Below are 15,874 nucleotides of genomic sequence, written 5' to 3'. Positions count from 1 at the left end.
TAATGCCCTGGATCCAACTCACCCTTTCCTGTAGTGAAGAGCATGCACCCCAAGTGGGTGACATGCTCATGGCTAACGGTGCTCAAGCGGTGACTTATCGTGACGGTGCCGATTCCCCCATTTTTGAGCCCCGCCCCGGTGACGTTATATTGTGGGAACATACTTTAGCCACGGGCTTATTTGACGCCGACGCGGATATCAAAATCATTATTGCCAACCTGAAAAAGTCCAACGTTTTCAATGACGACAATTTACAATACAAAGTCGATGCACTGGAAGACAAGGATTGGGAACGCGAATGGATGGATAACTTCCACCCCATTCGGTTTGGTGAAAAACTGTGGATTTGTCCCAGCTGGCGAGAAATACCAGAACCCGATGCCATTAATATTCTCCTCGATCCCGGTATGGCGTTTGGTACCGGAACCCACCCAACAACAGCAATGTGCCTCCGCTGGATAGATGCCAACCCGCCAACCGGAAAAACCGTGGTGGATTTCGGTTGTGGCTCAGGAATATTAGGCATTGCCGCATTACTATTTAAAGCAGAGCACGTAATTGGCATTGATATTGACCAACAGGCGCTGATTGCGACCAAAGATAACGCTGAGCGTAATAAGGTGGGCGATAAATTCAGCCTTTACCTACCCAGCCAGCAACCTGAAACCCAGGTGGACCTGGTACTTGCCAATGTCCTCGCCGGCCCTTTACGAGAGCTAGCTGATACCATACTCGGCTTTGTTGCCCCCGGCGGACAACTGGTTTTATCCGGTATACTGGAACGGCAAATAGAAGGGGTTATTGAGGCTTACCAACCCCACATAAAATTCGATACCCCAACTATAGACGGCGACTGGGCAATGCTCAGCGGCACCCGCGTTGGTTAACAAGCGTACGCTTTGTCAATAGTAAAAAATGAAAAAAAGACTCAAATTGCGTAATAAATAGCCTTTTCTTTATTGCGCAAATTCCCTAAAATTCCTCACCCTTTCGCTGAGTAGTTTTTAACCGATGCGGATTGGTCCATATCAACTCGACAATCAGGTCATATTAGCTCCCATGGCTGGAGTTACTGATCAGCCGTTCCGTCAGCTGTGTTACAGCACGGGGGCTGGGCTTACAGTATCAGAGATGCTGTCCAGTAACCCCAAGGTATGGCAGACCGATAAATCCAGGCAACGCATGGATCATTCGGGAGAGCTGGGCATTCGTGCTGTGCAGATAGCGGGCTCGGAACCGGCATTAATGGCCGAAGCAGCGCGCGTGAATGTGAGTATGGGTGCGCAGATTATTGACATAAATATGGGCTGCCCGGCGAAAAAGGTAAACAAGAAGATGGCTGGCTCGGCGCTTATGCAGCATCCCGGGTTAGTAGAAGAGATATTAACAGCTGTGGTTGCAGCTGTTGACGTTCCGGTAACACTGAAAACCAGAACCGGTTGGGATCCTGAACACAGAAACGGTATTGATATAGCGCAGCTGGCAGAACGCTGCGGTATTCAGTCTCTTGCCATTCATGGTCGTACTCGTGCCTGCATGTACAAAGGCATTGCGGAATACGACACCATTAAGGCAATTAAGAAGGCTGTTTCTATCCCGGTAGTGGCTAACGGCGATATCCGTACACCACTTCAGGCTCAACAGGTTTTAGAGTACACCGGAGCCGACGCCATTATGATTGGTCGCGGCGCGCAGGGTAATCCCTGGCTGTTTAGAGAAATAGCTCATTTTCTTGAAACAGGACAGGAGCTAAACCCGCCGTCCTTAACCGAAGTGGCTGAGACCGTTATTCATCACGTTGGCAAACTGCACGAATTTTACGGCAGTTACCAGGGTGTCAGAATCGCCCGGAAACACGTTGGTTGGTATTTAAAAGAAAAAGCCAGCAATGATGAATTCAGGCAAACATTTAATCGTCTTGAGGATGCCAGCGAGCAACTTAAGGCACTTGAAGATTATTTTGTCACTGTAGAGAAGAGATAAGCGCATTATGTTTGATCAAAACCCTAGTCGTGAGAACGTATCTCCCCTAACCACTATCGGCAATAACGCACAGCCAAAGCCACTGCGTGATTCCGTAAAACAAGCATTGAACAGTTTTTTGCGTCAGCTTGATGGTCAGGATCCTGAAGAACTTTACGAGTTAGTGCTATCTGAAGTAGAAGCACCGTTACTTGAAGAAGTCATGACTTACACCCGGGGTAATCAAACCCGCGCCGCAACCATGTTAGGCATTAACCGCGGCACCTTACGCAAGAAGCTGAAAAAATACGGCATGAATTAAGAAGTTTTTTGGGCGCCTTTTGGCGCCCTTTTTTTATTAACCTCCCCGTAAGTTAACTCAGTATAGAAAGGCAAAACAATGGAAACCCGTCCAATCCAACGCGCTTTAATCAGTGTTTCTGATAAAACCGGTATTGTTGAATTCGCTCAAGCTTTGGCTAAAAAGAACATTGAAATTCTCTCTACAGGCGGTACCGCCAAACTGCTTCGTGACTCAGGCATTGCCGTTATTGATGTTTCTGAACACACCGGTCAGGAAGAGATTATGGGCGGGCGGGTAAAGACACTGCACCCTAAGGTTCATGGCGGTATTTTAGGTCGCCGCGATGTCGACCAGAATGTTATGCAGGAGCAAAATATTGCTCCTATCGATATGGTTGTAGTGAATCTGTATCCCTTTGCTGAAACTGTTGCTAAAGAAGGCTGTTCTCTGGAAGACGCTATTGAGAATATCGATATTGGCGGTCCGACTATGGTTCGTGCGGCTGCTAAAAACCACAAAGACGTAACCATTGTTGTCAATGCCAATGACTATCAGCGCGTGCTTGCTGAGCTCAACGAGCACAATGGAGTCAGCCACAGCACTCGCTTTGACTTAGCGGTAGCAGCATTTGAGCATACCGCTCAATATGATGGCATGATTGCAAATTACCTTGGTAAGCAGCTTAGCGAAAACGACTTTGCGCGTACGTTGAACCTGCAGGTATCGAAAAAGCAGGATTTACGCTACGGCGAGAACTCACATCAGGCAGCGGCATTTTACGCAGAGCGCAATGCACCAAAAGGGACAGTTTCCAGCGCGACTCAAATTCAGGGCAAAGCGTTGTCCTTTAACAATATTGCCGATACAGACGCGGCACTTGAGTGCGTAAAAAGCTTTGTTGAACCAGCCTGCGTTATTGTTAAGCACGCAAACCCTTGCGGTGTTGCAATAGGTGAATCTATTTCCGACGCTTATGACCGCGCCTTTAAAACCGACCCAACTTCCGCATTTGGTGGCATTATTGCTTTTAACCGCGAGCTGGATGAAGCAACCGCAACCGCTATTGTTGAGCGTCAGTTTGTGGAAGTTATTATCGCTCCGAGCGTCAGTGAAAGCGCCAAGACAGCTGTTGCCGGCAAAAAGAACGTTCGCTTACTGGAATGCGGTGAATGGTCAGATACGGTTGAACAGCTGGATTATAAGCGCGTCAACGGTGGCTTATTAGTACAGGACACGGATAACCAGGACTTCATTCAGGATGACCTAAAAGTGGTTACGGAAAAACAGCCAACAGATGCGCAAATGACCGACTTATTGTTTTGCTGGAAAGTGGCTAAGTTTGTTAAGTCTAATGCCATTGTTTATGCCAAAGACGGTATGACCGTCGGTGTTGGTGCAGGTCAGATGAGCCGGGTTTACAGTGCCAAAATTGCAGGTATTAAAGCCGCTGATGAAAACCTCAGCGTACCAGGTTCGGTCATGGCGTCGGATGCTTTCTTCCCGTTCCGCGATGGTATAGATGCAGCAGCTGAAGCAGGCATCACCGCTATTATTCAGCCAGGCGGTTCCATTCGCGATGAAGAAATCATTGCTGCCGCCAATGAACACGGTATCGCGATGGTCTTTACCGGCATGAGACATTTCCGTCACTAAGCACCTCTGCTGATAAGTACAGCATTGCGTCAGTAACGTTTGGGGGCTAGTCTTATAGGCTAGTTCTCAACTCTACAGGTGATAGTATGAAAAAAATAATAACTTCTGTTTCCGCCATTGCACTAGCAAGCGTCCTTGGCGCCTGCTCGCCGGCTCCTGAAGCCGACTCTTTGCAAGCTGCTGTTGACCATGAATCACGTACTGACAAGTATCAGGCTCGTGACGAGTTCCGCCATCCCCAAGAAACGTTAGAGTTCTTCGAATTAGAGCCAAATATGACGGTCGTTGAAATTTGGCCGGGCGGCGGTTGGTATACCGAAATACTGGCACCTTACCTTGCCGAAGAAGGACAGCTTTACGCTGCACATTTTCCTGAAGATTCAGGAAGCGATTATTACCAGCGTTCACTGGAAAAATTCAAAGAAAAATTAACCACCAACCCGGTTTATGGGAATGTAAATTTAACTGAATTTGCCCCGGGTTCTGATAGCGAAATTGCACCGGCAAGAAGTGCCGATAGAGTTCTCACTTTCCGCAACCTTCATAACTGGTATATGCAGGAAGGTGAAGAAGGCGTAGTGCAGGCATTCCGTCAGTTTTATCAAACACTAAAACCCAATGGCATGCTGGGTATCGTTGACCACCGTCTGCCTGAGTCGAAAGAGACTGAAGCATTCAAAGATTCGGGTTATGTAAAAGAAAGCTGGGTCATAGACTTAGCCGAGCAAGCAGGCTTTGAGTTTGTCGCCAGCGCCGAGATCAACGCAAACCCGAAAGATACAGCCGATCACCCTAAAGGCGTATGGACTTTACCTCCAACCCTAACTTTGGGTGATGAAGATAAAGAAAAATATGAAGCCATTGGTGAAAGCGATCGTTTCACCCTGAAGTTTCGCAAACCCGTTACAGACTAACAGGACAAAGCTAACCTTATGAAAGTATTGGTCGTTGGCGGCGGAGGCCGTGAACACGCTCTGGCGTGGAAAGCAGCGCAATCAAACCAAGTTGACTGCGTTTATGTTGCACCCGGTAATGCAGGTACAGAGCGTGAGCCAAACCTGACGAATGTTGCTATTGGTGCTGAGGACATTGAGAGTTTGCTCAACTTTGCTAAAAGCGAAGACATTGAACTGACTATCGTTGGCCCTGAAGCACCGCTCGTTGCCGGTATTGTTGATCGCTTTAACGAAGCCGGACTAGCTGCCTTTGGCCCAACAGCAAAGGCTGCACAGTTAGAAGGCTCTAAGGCCTTCAGCAAAGACTTTTTGCAGCGTCACAACATACCCACCGCCGACTACCAAAACTTTACCGAGGTTGAGCCTGCTAAAGCTTATGTCGCTGAAAAGGGTCTTCCTATTGTCATTAAGGCCGACGGACTGGCCGCTGGCAAAGGCGTTATTATTGCCGAAAGTCAGGAACAGGCAGATGCCGCTATCGACGACATGCTGGCCGGTAACCGTTTCGGCGATGCCGGGCATCGCGTGGTTATCGAAGAGTTTTTACGTGGCGAGGAAGCCTCCTTTATCGTGATGGTTGACGGTAAACATGCAATACCTTTTGCCTCAAGCCAGGATCATAAAGCCCGTGATAACGATGACAAAGGCCCAAATACTGGTGGTATGGGCGCCTACTCTCCGGCTCCGGTCGTTTCTCCGGCCATCCATGACTGGGTTATGCGTCATGTCATTAAGCCTACAGTGGACGGAATGGCTGCAGAAGGTGCGCCTTACAAAGGCTTCCTATACGCGGGTTTAATGATAGCTGAAGACGGCACCTCCAAAGTTCTGGAATACAACTGTCGCTTTGGTGACCCGGAAACTCAGCCCATTATGATGCGGCTGAAGTCTGATCTTGTCGAACTTTGCCTCCAGGCAATTGAGGGCAAACTCAACCAGGCACCTATCGACTTTGACGAGCGTGCCGCAGTTGGTGTGGTTATGGCCGCTGGCGGATACCCTGAAAGCTATGCGAAAGGTGACGTCATTCACGGTTTGCCGGATCACGCACCTGAAAACCAGAAAGTATTCCACGCCGGTACTAAAATGGATAACGGTAAAGTGGTCACTAGTGGTGGTCGAGTTTTGTGTTGTACGGCTTTGGGTGACACTGTTACAGAAGCACAAAAACTAGCATATCAACTGGTTGATCAAGTGAGCTGGAATAACGTCTATTACCGTACTGATATCGCTCACCGCGCAATAAACCGCGAAGGCTAAATACTTACCTCCTGTCATAGCACTGTCATAAAATAAAACTAAGCTTTTATGTTGTGCTGTAACAGGGGGTTCCATGTCAGGGTCTGATTTAACTAAAGAGCTGCTTAGCCTTATTCAGGACAAACAGCTTTATCCTCTATTCCAGCCCGTTATGGACACTTCCCGTGGAATTGTTATTGGCCACGAAGCTCTTATTCGCGGGCCTAAAGGACATCCACTTGAATTCCCGGATCGCCTATTTTCTCTCGCCAGCCAGGCACAGTTACTGTCTGAACTGGAACTAGCCTGTCGCTCGGCAGCTATGGAAGCGTTTCAAAAAAACGCTATGCAGGGAAAGCTGTTTCTTAACGTAAACCCTAACGTGTTGCAGGACGACAGCCACCCTCATGGCTCAACGTTACGCTTGTCTCAGCAATTCGGCATAGCGCCGGAACAAATCGTTATCGAAATTTCAGAGCGCTATCCAATTGAAGACACCAAGAACTTAAAACACGCCATTATTCACTATCAAAAACTGGGGTTTATGATAGCAATTGATGACTTAGGTGCCGGCTATTCAGGTCTGAAACTCTGGTCAGAATTACGTCCTGACTATGTGAAAATTGATCGATACTTTATTCATTCTATTGAAAAGTCCTCTGTAAAAAGAGAATTTGTACAAAGTATCTTATCGCTAGCCACCAGTCTGCGCACAAAAGTTGTCGTAGAAGGCATTGAAACGCCAGATGAGCTTGAACAACTGCAGGTTATGGGCGTTAATTATTGTCAGGGCTTCCTGCTTGGCAGGCCCGCGCCTTATCCGGTGTTGAAGGTTCCGTCCTCACTACTGTTACCGCATCATCATGTTGCATTAAACTACCAAAGTACTATCGCCAGTGTGGTCGATACCATTCATTGCGTATCAGCTCATACGCGCTCATCTGAAGTACTAGATACCTTTACACAAGACAAAACCTTATCTTCACTGCCCGTTATTCATGAGAAGAAAGTCGCCGGAATTATTCGCAGAGAAAAAATTATGGAGTTCTTTTCCGGTTCCTACGGTCATGCACTTTATGCCAACAAACCGGTTTCATACATAATGGACGAACACCCTCTTTCCGTTGACTGGCAAACGTCGCTGGAAGAGGTGAGCCAGCTTATTACCGATAACGACGAAGTCGATATTTATCAGCATATTATTGTGACTAAAAGCGATGTTTACTACGGTGTGGCATCCATTAAAAACCTATTACGCAGAATCACCGAATTAAAAGTTAACAATGCACGACATGCTAACCCCCTAACCCAACTGCCGGGCAACGTTGCCATTAACCAAATTATTGAAGAACAACTTTCCCGAGTACGATCATTCCACGTCGCCTACTTTGATCTGAACCATTTCAAGCCCTATAACGACATTTATGGGTACGAACAAGGCGATCAAATTATCAAATGGCTGGCGCAGATACTGCAAAAGCAACTATTCAGGCATGGTCATTTCATTGGCCACATTGGCGGGGACGACTTTGTGGCCATTTTCAAAGACATAGATAAAGAACAAACCGAAGAGCAATGTAATAAAATTATCAGAGACTTTGAGCAGGATATTACCCGCTTTTATCATCAGGAACACATTGATTTAGGAGGCATAAAAGCGTTATCCCGAAACGGTACGCCGGTTTTTTACCCTTTACTGGGCCTTGCTATAGGAGTTGTTCAGCCTGATCCTTCCGAGTGTTTATCGCATCACGATGTCGCACTGCTGGCCAGTGAAGCCAAAAAAGAAGCGAAACAATCTGACGGCAGCCGTTGCTACATGTGCCACCGCCAAAAACCCAGACGTTTACGCCAAATCAGTCCTCAACAATAAGGTCATCTTCGGTGTCCGAGGCTGAACTGAAAGTGTCATCAGCAAATTTACCCCGACCATACATACTGGCAACTTTAGGGCGATGAATTCGTGCCTGATACTTGGCCCAAACCTTTTCTACAGTACTTACCGGAGCTTGCTCACCTTTGCACGCGGCCAGTAATTCAATGTCTTCTTTTAACGTCGGCTTAAATTCACCGTTCAGCATGGCTGTAATCAAACAACCATAATGAGTCAATGCATCGCTTTCACGAATTGAAAAGTCGCCAGAGCGTGAAAAGCCATAAGGATAGTTGCGGAAATCGTTAAACGGTTTCTTTAACAGTGATTCACGGGTCATCTTGGTCATGGGTAAGCCCTTCCTACAGACTAAAAACCGAACAAAAGTCTGTCGTTGTATACGACAAAGACGATATAGAGCTAACTCAGAATTTTGTCAATGAAAATTTTTGTAAAATGCCTTTTAACAAATTTTTACAGCATCTATAAATTAGCCTCACGTAATCAAATATGTCACTTTGTTTCAAATTATTTCGCGAGTAAAAGGAAGAGCACTATGAATAAGTTAATGTTAACAACTCTGGCTACCGCTACATTAGGTCTGGCTGCATGCGGAGGATCAGATAGTAATGACACTAACGATGTCGCTCAGTTCTCTTTAGGTATCAGTGACGCCCCTGTCGACAATGCAGAATCTGTTGTCGCCTGCTTTAATGCCATTGAGCTTACGGGAAATGGCAGCTCTCCGCGGACTTTCACAGTTGGTGAAGATATCGAGGCTCCTGAAGAAAATGATCTTTGTACTAATGAGGAAGGCCAGCCCATAGCCAACACCATAGGTATTAACTTATTAGAATTCACCGGCAACGATTCAATGATGTTTCTGGAAGATGCTGAAATAGCAGCCGGACAATACGGTCAACTAAGACTGGTTATGGCGGATGGCTCATACATTATGACCGACACAAATGGTGACGGCGAAGCCGAGAAGGTGAGTATTCAAGTCCCTTCTAATGAACTTAAACTGGACGGTTTTATTGCCGATGCCGGTGGCAACCTTAACTTTACTGTCGAGTTTGACTTACGCAACTCAATGACAAATCCGGTAGGCCAAAGCCACTATATTCTTAAACCCAGAGGCGTTCGTTTAGTTGATAATTCTGCGGTCGGACACCTGAAAGGAACCGTCGCTGAAGGCGCACTGCTGTTTAACGACACTTGCACCGTGGCACCGGAAAACACAGATGAGCCAGTAGCTTACGTGTATTTATACGAAGGCAGTGATCTTGACGAAGCAACTCTGGCTGATAACGGCGGTTCGGAAGAAAATACGCCGTATGCCAGCACAGCGGTTTACTTTGATGGCGTTAGTACCTACGACTTTTCGCTTGGGTTTATTGCCGCAGGAGACTACACAGCCGCGCTAACCTGTAACGGTGACGACGACCCTGAAGCCGATGACGAAATTAATTTCCTATTTGCTGAAAATGTCAGTATTGAAGCGTCCAGCGAACCACAAGAACTGGAGTTTGTTGGTGCCGCCAGCGAGTAACCTCAAATTAAAATAAAGCTACAGGGACGTAGCTTTTACCTACCAAAATCCAAAAGCGGAACCAAGACTTCTGCCACTCAGCACTACAGAAATCAGAAAAATAATTGCGGCTAAAATATTTTGCAGCAGTGAGTTGCGATATTTTCCCAACAGAGGACTTTGACAAAGCCACCAGAGAAATCCGACTATTATGGGCAACAAGATGCCATTAGCCACCTGTGCAAACCAGATAACAGTTACGGGCTTAATACCAACGCTGGAAATAATAATGCCAATTACCAGAATCGTGAACCAGATAATCCGAAAAGCTCTGCTGCGTAAATTAACGGACCAGCCCATAATTCCACAAAGCGCATAAGCACTAGCTAAAGGCGCGGTTGTTGCCGACGAAATACCCGCCGCAAACAACCCTATTGCCATTAAATAAGTGGCTCCGTCTCCAAACAATGGTCTTAAAGATTCAGCCAAGTCACCAGCACTCTCTATCTCAACTTGCTGACCAAAAAAGGCCGAAGCAGCTGTAGCCACAATGGCCATAGAAATAAGGCCGCCAAAAGGAATAGAGAGAAAAAGGTCACGCCGCGCGGCTGGCAATTCTTCTGCCGTTTTCCACTTTTTTGAAACACTGGATGCATGCAGGAAAATATTATAAGGAACCACAGTTGTGCCAATTAAAGCCACAACTGTTAAAGTCGCTCCGGTAGGCATGGAAAAACCAAAGGTACCATTGAATACCGCCCCCCAGTCAGGGTCTGTTAATAGAAACGTGCCGATAAAAGCCACGCTCATTAACAGCACCATAACGATAAGAGCTCGTTCTATCACCCGCGCATTACCAGACCAAAGTATTAATAGCGCAATAATACCAATAATAAGCGCCCAGGCATTACTCAGCCAGACATCAAGTACAGGTACCGGTCCAAGCAGTTCGCTGGCACCCAGGCTTGCCCCGGAAAGGTTGCCCCCCTGATAGACACTATTGCCAATAGCAATAGCACTAAAAATGAGCAACAGCGCCAGCCACCGAAGCCAGCCAGAGGTTAAGTTATTACGAATATTCTCGCCCAGACCAGCTTGAGTGACTAACCCAATACGGGCAGACATTTCCTGCAAAATGACACAGGCGACAACGGAAAACAGCAATGCCCACAGCAATGCATAACCAAAATTAGCACCAGCTAGTGAAGCAGTAACTACCGTACCCGGACCAATAAAAGCCGCAGCGACCAGGGCGCCTGGGCCAAAGTTAGACAGTTTCAACATAAGTATTCCTGTGCCCCGGAGACAACAGAAAATTTAATTTTTTGATTAACCCATTTATTGTTTTTATTTTGCATGGGAAGCATGTCCGTTTGACGGTAATTTAACCGCTGAGTCTATCTCACTTTAGAGGATTGCACAAAGCACCTCACTGCGGTAAAACAGTGCTATGACAAAGACAAAATTAGACTGGTCAAAAATACTGAAATCCGGGCAGAGGATCTTTATAGGTTCTCACGCGGCGGTGCCTACGGCCCTTATTGATGACCTGATAGAAAATTCGAAAAACCTGCACGATATTGAAATTGTGCAGTTAATGACGCTGTCTGATAACAAATGGGCAGGTCCGCAGTATCAGCAACTCTTTAAGGTAAACACCTTTTTTATTGGTGGGGATACAGTACGAACTGCGGTTAACGAAGGACGCGCAGATTACACTCCCAGCTTTATTTCCGACATTCCTAATTTATTCAGTAACGGAATTCTGCCGCTGGATGCGGCCTTAATTATGGTCAGCCCCGCCGACAAGTACGGTTACCATTCTATGGGCGTGTCGGTTGATGTGGTTGCCGCGGCAGCTAAGTCTGCCAATACGGTAATAGCGCAGGTTAACCCTAATATGCCGGTTACCTATGGACAGTCGTTTCTGCACACGAACCAGATTCACCATTTTTGGGAACATGCGGCGCCACTACCGGAGCTGCCGCCGCCAAGCCTGGAAAACAATAAAATCATTGAACGTATAGGCCAGTACATTGCTTTGCTGGTTGAAAATGGCGCGACTCTGCAAATTGGTGTGGGTACCATTTGCGCGGCGGCACTGCGTTACCTGAGCAATCACAAAGATCTTGGCATTCACAGTGAGCTTATCACTGACGATGTTATGCACCTTATGCTCAAAGGGGTCATCAACAATCGTAAAAAAACCTTTCACCCGAACAAAATCGTCACCAGTTTTTGTATGGGTTCTAAAGCTCTGTATGACTTTGTTGATCACAACCCCCACGTTGGTTTTTACCCTAGTGAGTACGTTAACTCACCGGCCAATGTCGCCCGCAACGACAAACTCGTGGCTATTAATAGCGCCATTGAAGTGGACTTAACCGGACAGATTGTTTCCGACTCCATAGGACATCAGTTTTATAGCGGTATTGGCGGGCAAGTTGACTTCAGTCGTGGCGCTTCCTTAAGTAAGGGGGGTAAGCCCGTCATTGCTCTGCCGTCAACCACCGAAGACGGCAAAGTATCGCGCATTGTGCCTTTTATTCGTGAAGGAGCCGGAGTGGTCACCACGCGAGGGCACGTGCATTATGTCGTAACCGAATTTGGGGTGGCGTCGCTGCGCGGAAAAAGTATCCGCGAACGCGCATTAGAGCTGATTCGTGTTGCCCACCCTAAATTCCGTAGCCATCTGTTACAGGAAGTACGCAAACACTACTGGGTGCCCAACTATCAGCAACAAACGCCTGTCGATGTGCCTGAACTTGGTGACATCGGCTTTAAAAAGCTAAAAATTAATAATGAGTCTTTCGACTTAAGACCTCTCTATCCATCAGACGAACGACGATTGCAGGAGTTTTTCTACTCTCATACCAAAGAAACCCTGCAGTTACGATACAACGCAGTGCCCACCAACATGACCCGGGAAAAATCCTGTAACTTGGTCAGCGTTGATCAGTCCAGAGACCTGGCCCTTTGTATTGTTCGCCAGAAGGGCTCAGCGGTTCAAATTCAGGCCGTAGGACGTTACTACTTCATTGAGTCTCAAAATAGCTGTGAAGTGGCTTTTGTTACCCGTGAGAAGTATCAGGGGCGGGGCATGGCGGGCATGTTACTGGATGAAATGATCCGTATTGCCAAAGAGCGCAAGCTGGACAGTATGCAGGCCTATGTTCTGGCAGCTAATAAGCCCATGCTCAGCGTGTTCGAGCGCGGAGGCTTTAAGCGCCTACCCAGTGAAGAGCCCGGAGAAGTGCTGCTGAAACTCGAGCTGAACGAGGACGCAGACTAGCTATGTCTATCGTTGTTTTTAGTCATTCAGATTGCCTGGAGCATATTCCGGATGAACAACACCCAGAGTGCCCGGCTCGCATAGCGGCCATTAACGACCAATTGATCCGCTCCGGAATGGACTTTGTTCTGGTCAGAAAAGACGCTTCCGACGCGCCACTTGAGGCTATTTACAGAGCCCATACCAAAGAGCATGTCGATTTTGTTTTCGCGCAAATTCCGGAGTACGACCACGAGTGGATTGATCCGGACACCTTAATAACCGCAGGCAGTAAAGCCGCCGCGCTGAAGGCTGCCGGAGCCGCCATCAATGCAGTCGATGATGTACTGACCACTTACAACAAACAGGCCTTTTGTGCCGTGCGCCCGCCCGGACACCACGCCACCCGCGACAAAGCGATGGGCTTCTGCCTGTTCAATAATGTTGCTATTGCTGCTTACCATGCTCTGGAAACGCACGGGCTTGAACGCGTTGCCATTGTCGATTTTGACGTGCACCACGGCAATGGAACAGAAGACATTGTTCAGAGCGATGAGCGTATTTTATTTTGTTCGTCTTTTCAGCAGGCGTTTTACCCCTTTACCGGCGAAGACACCAGCGCCGACAATATCCACAACGTTCCCTTACCCGCAGGATGCAAAGGCCCACAATGGCAAGAAGCCGTTAGCCAAAAGTGGTTTAAGGCGTTAGATAACTTTGCACCACAATTAATACTGATTTCCGCGGGGTTTGACGGCCACGCCGAAGACGACATGTCGCAGTTCTTATTGAAAGAAGAAGACTACCACTGGATAAGCCTCAAACTGAAAGAAATTGCCGATAATCATTGCGACGGCCGTATCGTATCTTGCCTGGAAGGCGGGTATAATCTCAGCGCTTTAGGCCGCAGCGTGGTTGCGCATTTAAAAGGCTTGCTCTAATTAGCTAAGGCTTAAATAGCGCCTAAAACAGCAAGCTTCCATTCGTAAAAACATTCATAAAAAGAGTCGAGTATTATGGGATTAATTCTTAAGCTAATTGCGGGTATTGTCGCCGGTATTCTCATTGGGCTATATATGCCCGAGTGGGTCAGCCAACTGTTATTGACCTTTAAAGCTCTGTTCGGTCAGTTGTTATTCTTTACCATCCCATTACTTATTTTGTTCTTCATTACCAGCGGTATTGCCAGCTTACCAAGCAACTCCGGAAAAATGCTCGGTAAAACCTTAGGTATAGCTTATGCCTCTACCGTCATCGCCGGTAGTGTTGCGTTTTTCGCCGCCAGCCTTGTCGTGCCCTGGCTGACCACCGATGCTCAAAGTGTTTCTACCGAAGCCAAAGCCACTATAGAACCTTTTATTGAACTGTCAGTTCCGCCACTTATGGAAGTCATGTCAGCTCTGGTTTTAGCCTTTATATTCGGGTTGGGCATTGCCAGTACTAAAGCTGAAAGTTTGAAAAAACTGTCGGATCAAGGCCGCGACATTATCGAGCTGCTGTTGGTTAAAGTTATTATTCCATTACTGCCGCTGTATATTGCCGGTATCTTTACAGAAATGGCCGTTGCCGGCACGGTGTTTAATACCCTGAAAACATTTGGTGTCATTCTCATACTTGCCGTTGCCCTGCACTGGGTTTACATCACCTCTATGTACATTATGGCGGGTATAAAAACCGGTCGTTCGCCACTGTTTTTAATTAAAAACATGCTGCCAGCCTATTTCACCGCGTTAGGTACTATGTCCAGTGCTGCAACTATTCCAGTCACCCTGCAAAGCGTGCGTAAAAACAAAGTTGATAATGACGTAGCCAATTTTACCGTGCCACTTTGCGCTACCGTTCACTTAGCTGGCTCCACCATTACCATTGTTAGCTGTGCGGTCGCGGTTATGGTGCTGCATAATTCACTGGCTATTCCCGGCTTCTTTACCATGCTGCCGTTTATTTTAATGCTTGGCATTGTCATGTTAGCCGCACCAGGTGTGCCCGGCGGCGCCGTTATGTCAGCGGTTGGCCTGTTAGGTTCCATGCTGGGTTTCGGCGAAACCGCAGTCGCCTTAATGATAGCCTTGTACATGGCACAGGACAGCTTCGGTACCGCCTGTAATATTACGGGTGATGGTGCTATTGCTATGTTTGTGGATAGTTCGAAAGAGAGTTAGCAAACGAAGGTTCAGAACATTGAGTCGCTGGTGCGTATTAAACTCAATTTAAACGTACTAGCGATTAAAACTTGGAGCGGGAAACGAGATTCGAACTCGCGACCCCAACCTTGGCAAGGTTGTGCTCTACCAGCTGAGCTATTCCCGCGTATTGATACTTCTGGTGGAAAGACTGACGTTGGAGCGGGAAACGAGATTCGAACTCGCGACCCCAACCTTGGCAAGGTTGTGCTCTACCAGCTGAGCTATTCCCGCTTCGTCAGTGCGGCGTGTATTCTACTGATACCACCGATAAGGTCAATAGTTTTCGCGCCGCAATTGGTTTATTTGCTGAAAAAATGCTCTCGATAGTGCTGTAATTCTGCAATAGACTCACGAATATCCGCTAAAGCCTCATGCGCACCTGACTTTTTAAAGCTATTAGCAACTTCCGGATTCCAGCGTTTGGCCAGCTCTTTTAATGTGCTGACGTCTAAGTTCCGGTAATGGAAAAAAGCTTCCAGTTCAGGCATATGCTTTGCCAGAAAACGGCGATCCTGACAGATACTGTTACCGCACATTGGCGATACGCCAGCGTCAATGTACTGCTTTAAAAACTCAATCGTCTCTGCAGCCGCTTTACGCTCGTCGTGCTGACTCTCCTTTACCCGCTCAACGAGACCGGAGCCGGTGTGCGTTTTCACATTCCAGTCGTCCATTCTGTCCAGGTACTTTTGCGGCTGATGAACCGCAATAACAGGGCCTTCGGCCAGAGTGTTTAACTGGGCATCGGTGACTATGGTAGCCACTTCAATAATATGATTCTCATCAGGCTCCAGGCCTGTCATTTCAAGGTCAATCCAAATTAAGCGTTGTTTCTTATTGTCCTCGGTCATTACCCTGCTCTCTCAATACAATTTGTTGTATGATAGCGTCATTTCTAG

Annotated in this window: 14 protein-coding genes and 2 tRNA genes; 11 read left to right on the top strand and 5 right to left on the bottom strand. The window is 47.3% G+C overall.

Translation table 11 applies throughout. The features are described from left to right. Positions 1-2 precede the first annotated feature (2 nt). The 7 genes from prmA to DEU30_RS12845 all read left to right on the top strand — a co-directional run bounded on the left by prmA (position 3) and on the right by DEU30_RS12845 (position 7,987). Positions 3-887 (top strand): 50S ribosomal protein L11 methyltransferase, encoded by an 885-nt coding sequence (gene prmA / locus DEU30_RS12875; protein ID WP_114982400.1) that lies wholly within the window; start codon positions 3-5, stop codon positions 885-887. 124 nt (positions 888-1,011) lie between these two features. Further along, complete coding sequence (gene dusB, locus DEU30_RS12870) at positions 1,012-1,983, top strand: tRNA dihydrouridine synthase DusB (RefSeq protein WP_034822575.1); 972 nt, start codon at positions 1,012-1,014, stop codon at positions 1,981-1,983. Between the two features lie 7 nt (positions 1,984-1,990). Then, positions 1,991-2,284, top strand: a complete 294-nt coding sequence (gene fis / locus DEU30_RS12865; protein ID WP_011235515.1) for a DNA-binding transcriptional regulator Fis — start codon at positions 1,991-1,993, stop codon at positions 2,282-2,284. Between the two features lie 78 nt (positions 2,285-2,362). After that, positions 2,363-3,919: a bifunctional phosphoribosylaminoimidazolecarboxamide formyltransferase/IMP cyclohydrolase gene (gene purH / locus DEU30_RS12860; RefSeq protein ID WP_114982401.1), complete on the top strand. Its 1,557-nt coding sequence runs from the start codon at positions 2,363-2,365 to the stop codon at positions 3,917-3,919. Positions 3,920-4,005: 86 nt separating this feature from the next. Beyond that, positions 4,006-4,833 carry a class I SAM-dependent methyltransferase gene (locus DEU30_RS12855; protein ID WP_114982402.1) on the top strand — a complete coding sequence of 276 codons (828 nt, stop codon included), beginning with the start codon at positions 4,006-4,008 and terminating at the stop codon, positions 4,831-4,833. 18 nt (positions 4,834-4,851) lie between these two features. Beyond that, the gene (gene purD, locus DEU30_RS12850; RefSeq protein ID WP_114982403.1) at positions 4,852-6,135 is read left to right on the top strand and encodes a phosphoribosylamine--glycine ligase; all 1,284 of its coding nucleotides are present in this window, start codon (positions 4,852-4,854) and stop codon (positions 6,133-6,135) included. A 73-nt stretch (positions 6,136-6,208) separates the two neighbouring features. After that, entirely contained in the window at positions 6,209-7,987 is a 1,779-nt protein-coding gene (locus tag DEU30_RS12845; protein ID WP_034822583.1) for a bifunctional diguanylate cyclase/phosphodiesterase, read from the top strand. Here DEU30_RS12845 and DEU30_RS12840 read toward each other — a convergent pair. Continuing rightward, positions 7,971-8,336 (bottom strand): DUF413 domain-containing protein, encoded by a 366-nt coding sequence (locus DEU30_RS12840; RefSeq protein WP_011235520.1) that lies wholly within the window; start codon positions 8,334-8,336, stop codon positions 7,971-7,973. The genes DEU30_RS12845 and DEU30_RS12840 overlap by 17 nt on opposite strands. Positions 8,337-8,543: 207 nt before the next feature. Here DEU30_RS12840 and DEU30_RS12835 point away from each other — a divergent pair, with 207 nt between their 5' ends. Next, positions 8,544-9,539 (top strand): DUF4382 domain-containing protein, encoded by a 996-nt coding sequence (locus DEU30_RS12835; protein ID WP_034822585.1) that lies wholly within the window; start codon positions 8,544-8,546, stop codon positions 9,537-9,539. A gap of 39 nt (positions 9,540-9,578) precedes the next feature. On the opposite strand, the gene DEU30_RS12830 is transcribed toward DEU30_RS12835, so the two are convergent. After that, positions 9,579-10,802 carry an Nramp family divalent metal transporter gene (locus tag DEU30_RS12830; protein ID WP_011235522.1) on the bottom strand — a complete coding sequence of 408 codons (1,224 nt, stop codon included), beginning with the start codon at positions 10,800-10,802 and terminating at the stop codon, positions 9,579-9,581. Between the two features lie 166 nt (positions 10,803-10,968). On the opposite strand from DEU30_RS12830, the gene DEU30_RS12825 reads away from it, so the two are divergent. The 3 genes from DEU30_RS12825 (at position 10,969) to DEU30_RS12815 (ending at position 14,951) form a co-directional block, all read left to right on the top strand. Then, positions 10,969-12,810: a GNAT family N-acetyltransferase gene (locus DEU30_RS12825; RefSeq protein ID WP_011235523.1), complete on the top strand. Its 1,842-nt coding sequence runs from the start codon at positions 10,969-10,971 to the stop codon at positions 12,808-12,810. Positions 12,811-12,812: 2 nt separating this feature from the next. Then, the gene (locus tag DEU30_RS12820) at positions 12,813-13,730 is read left to right on the top strand and encodes a histone deacetylase family protein (protein WP_114982404.1); all 918 of its coding nucleotides are present in this window, start codon (positions 12,813-12,815) and stop codon (positions 13,728-13,730) included. Between the two features lie 75 nt (positions 13,731-13,805). Beyond that, the gene (locus DEU30_RS12815; protein ID WP_114982405.1) at positions 13,806-14,951 is read left to right on the top strand and encodes a dicarboxylate/amino acid:cation symporter; all 1,146 of its coding nucleotides are present in this window, start codon (positions 13,806-13,808) and stop codon (positions 14,949-14,951) included. Positions 14,952-15,023: 72 nt separating this feature from the next. On the opposite strand, the gene DEU30_RS12810 is transcribed toward DEU30_RS12815, so the two are convergent. From DEU30_RS12810 to orn, 3 genes are all read right to left on the bottom strand, one after another. After that, positions 15,024-15,099, bottom strand: a tRNA-Gly gene (locus tag DEU30_RS12810). A gap of 31 nt (positions 15,100-15,130) precedes the next feature. Beyond that, positions 15,131-15,206 (bottom strand) — tRNA-Gly (locus DEU30_RS12805). Between the two features lie 68 nt (positions 15,207-15,274). Continuing rightward, entirely contained in the window at positions 15,275-15,826 is a 552-nt protein-coding gene (gene orn, locus DEU30_RS12800; RefSeq protein ID WP_114982406.1) for an oligoribonuclease, read from the bottom strand. Positions 15,827-15,874 lie beyond the last annotated feature (48 nt).

It is taken from the genome of Idiomarina sp. 017G (assembly GCF_004362265.1).
Taxonomy (GTDB): Bacteria; Pseudomonadota; Gammaproteobacteria; order Enterobacterales; family Alteromonadaceae; genus Idiomarina; species Idiomarina loihiensis.
This window is presented reverse-complemented; position numbering and strand designations above follow the sequence as displayed.

Bases quoted from the DNA above. Each gene is read 5' to 3' on its own strand.
- DEU30_RS12845 (WP_034822583.1), top strand. From the start codon at position 6,209: ATGTCAGGGTCTGATTTAACTAAAGAGCTGCTTAGCCTTATTCAGGAC.
- purH (WP_114982401.1), top strand. From the start codon at position 2,363: ATGGAAACCCGTCCAATCCAACGCGCTTTAATCAGTGTTTCTGATAAA.
- prmA (WP_114982400.1), top strand. From the start codon at position 3: ATGCCCTGGATCCAACTCACCCTTTCCTGTAGTGAAGAGCATGCACCC.
- fis (WP_011235515.1), top strand. From the start codon at position 1,991: ATGTTTGATCAAAACCCTAGTCGTGAGAACGTATCTCCCCTAACCACT.
- orn (WP_114982406.1), bottom strand. From the start codon at position 15,826: ATGACCGAGGACAATAAGAAACAACGCTTAATTTGGATTGACCTTGAA.
- DEU30_RS12830 (WP_011235522.1), bottom strand. From the start codon at position 10,802: ATGTTGAAACTGTCTAACTTTGGCCCAGGCGCCCTGGTCGCTGCGGCT.
- DEU30_RS12815 (WP_114982405.1), top strand. From the start codon at position 13,806: ATGGGATTAATTCTTAAGCTAATTGCGGGTATTGTCGCCGGTATTCTC.
- DEU30_RS12840 (WP_011235520.1), bottom strand. From the start codon at position 8,336: ATGACCAAGATGACCCGTGAATCACTGTTAAAGAAACCGTTTAACGAT.
- DEU30_RS12820 (WP_114982404.1), top strand. From the start codon at position 12,813: ATGTCTATCGTTGTTTTTAGTCATTCAGATTGCCTGGAGCATATTCCG.
- dusB (WP_034822575.1), top strand. From the start codon at position 1,012: ATGCGGATTGGTCCATATCAACTCGACAATCAGGTCATATTAGCTCCC.
- purD (WP_114982403.1), top strand. From the start codon at position 4,852: ATGAAAGTATTGGTCGTTGGCGGCGGAGGCCGTGAACACGCTCTGGCG.
- DEU30_RS12855 (WP_114982402.1), top strand. From the start codon at position 4,006: ATGAAAAAAATAATAACTTCTGTTTCCGCCATTGCACTAGCAAGCGTC.
- DEU30_RS12835 (WP_034822585.1), top strand. From the start codon at position 8,544: ATGAATAAGTTAATGTTAACAACTCTGGCTACCGCTACATTAGGTCTG.
- DEU30_RS12825 (WP_011235523.1), top strand. From the start codon at position 10,969: ATGACAAAGACAAAATTAGACTGGTCAAAAATACTGAAATCCGGGCAG.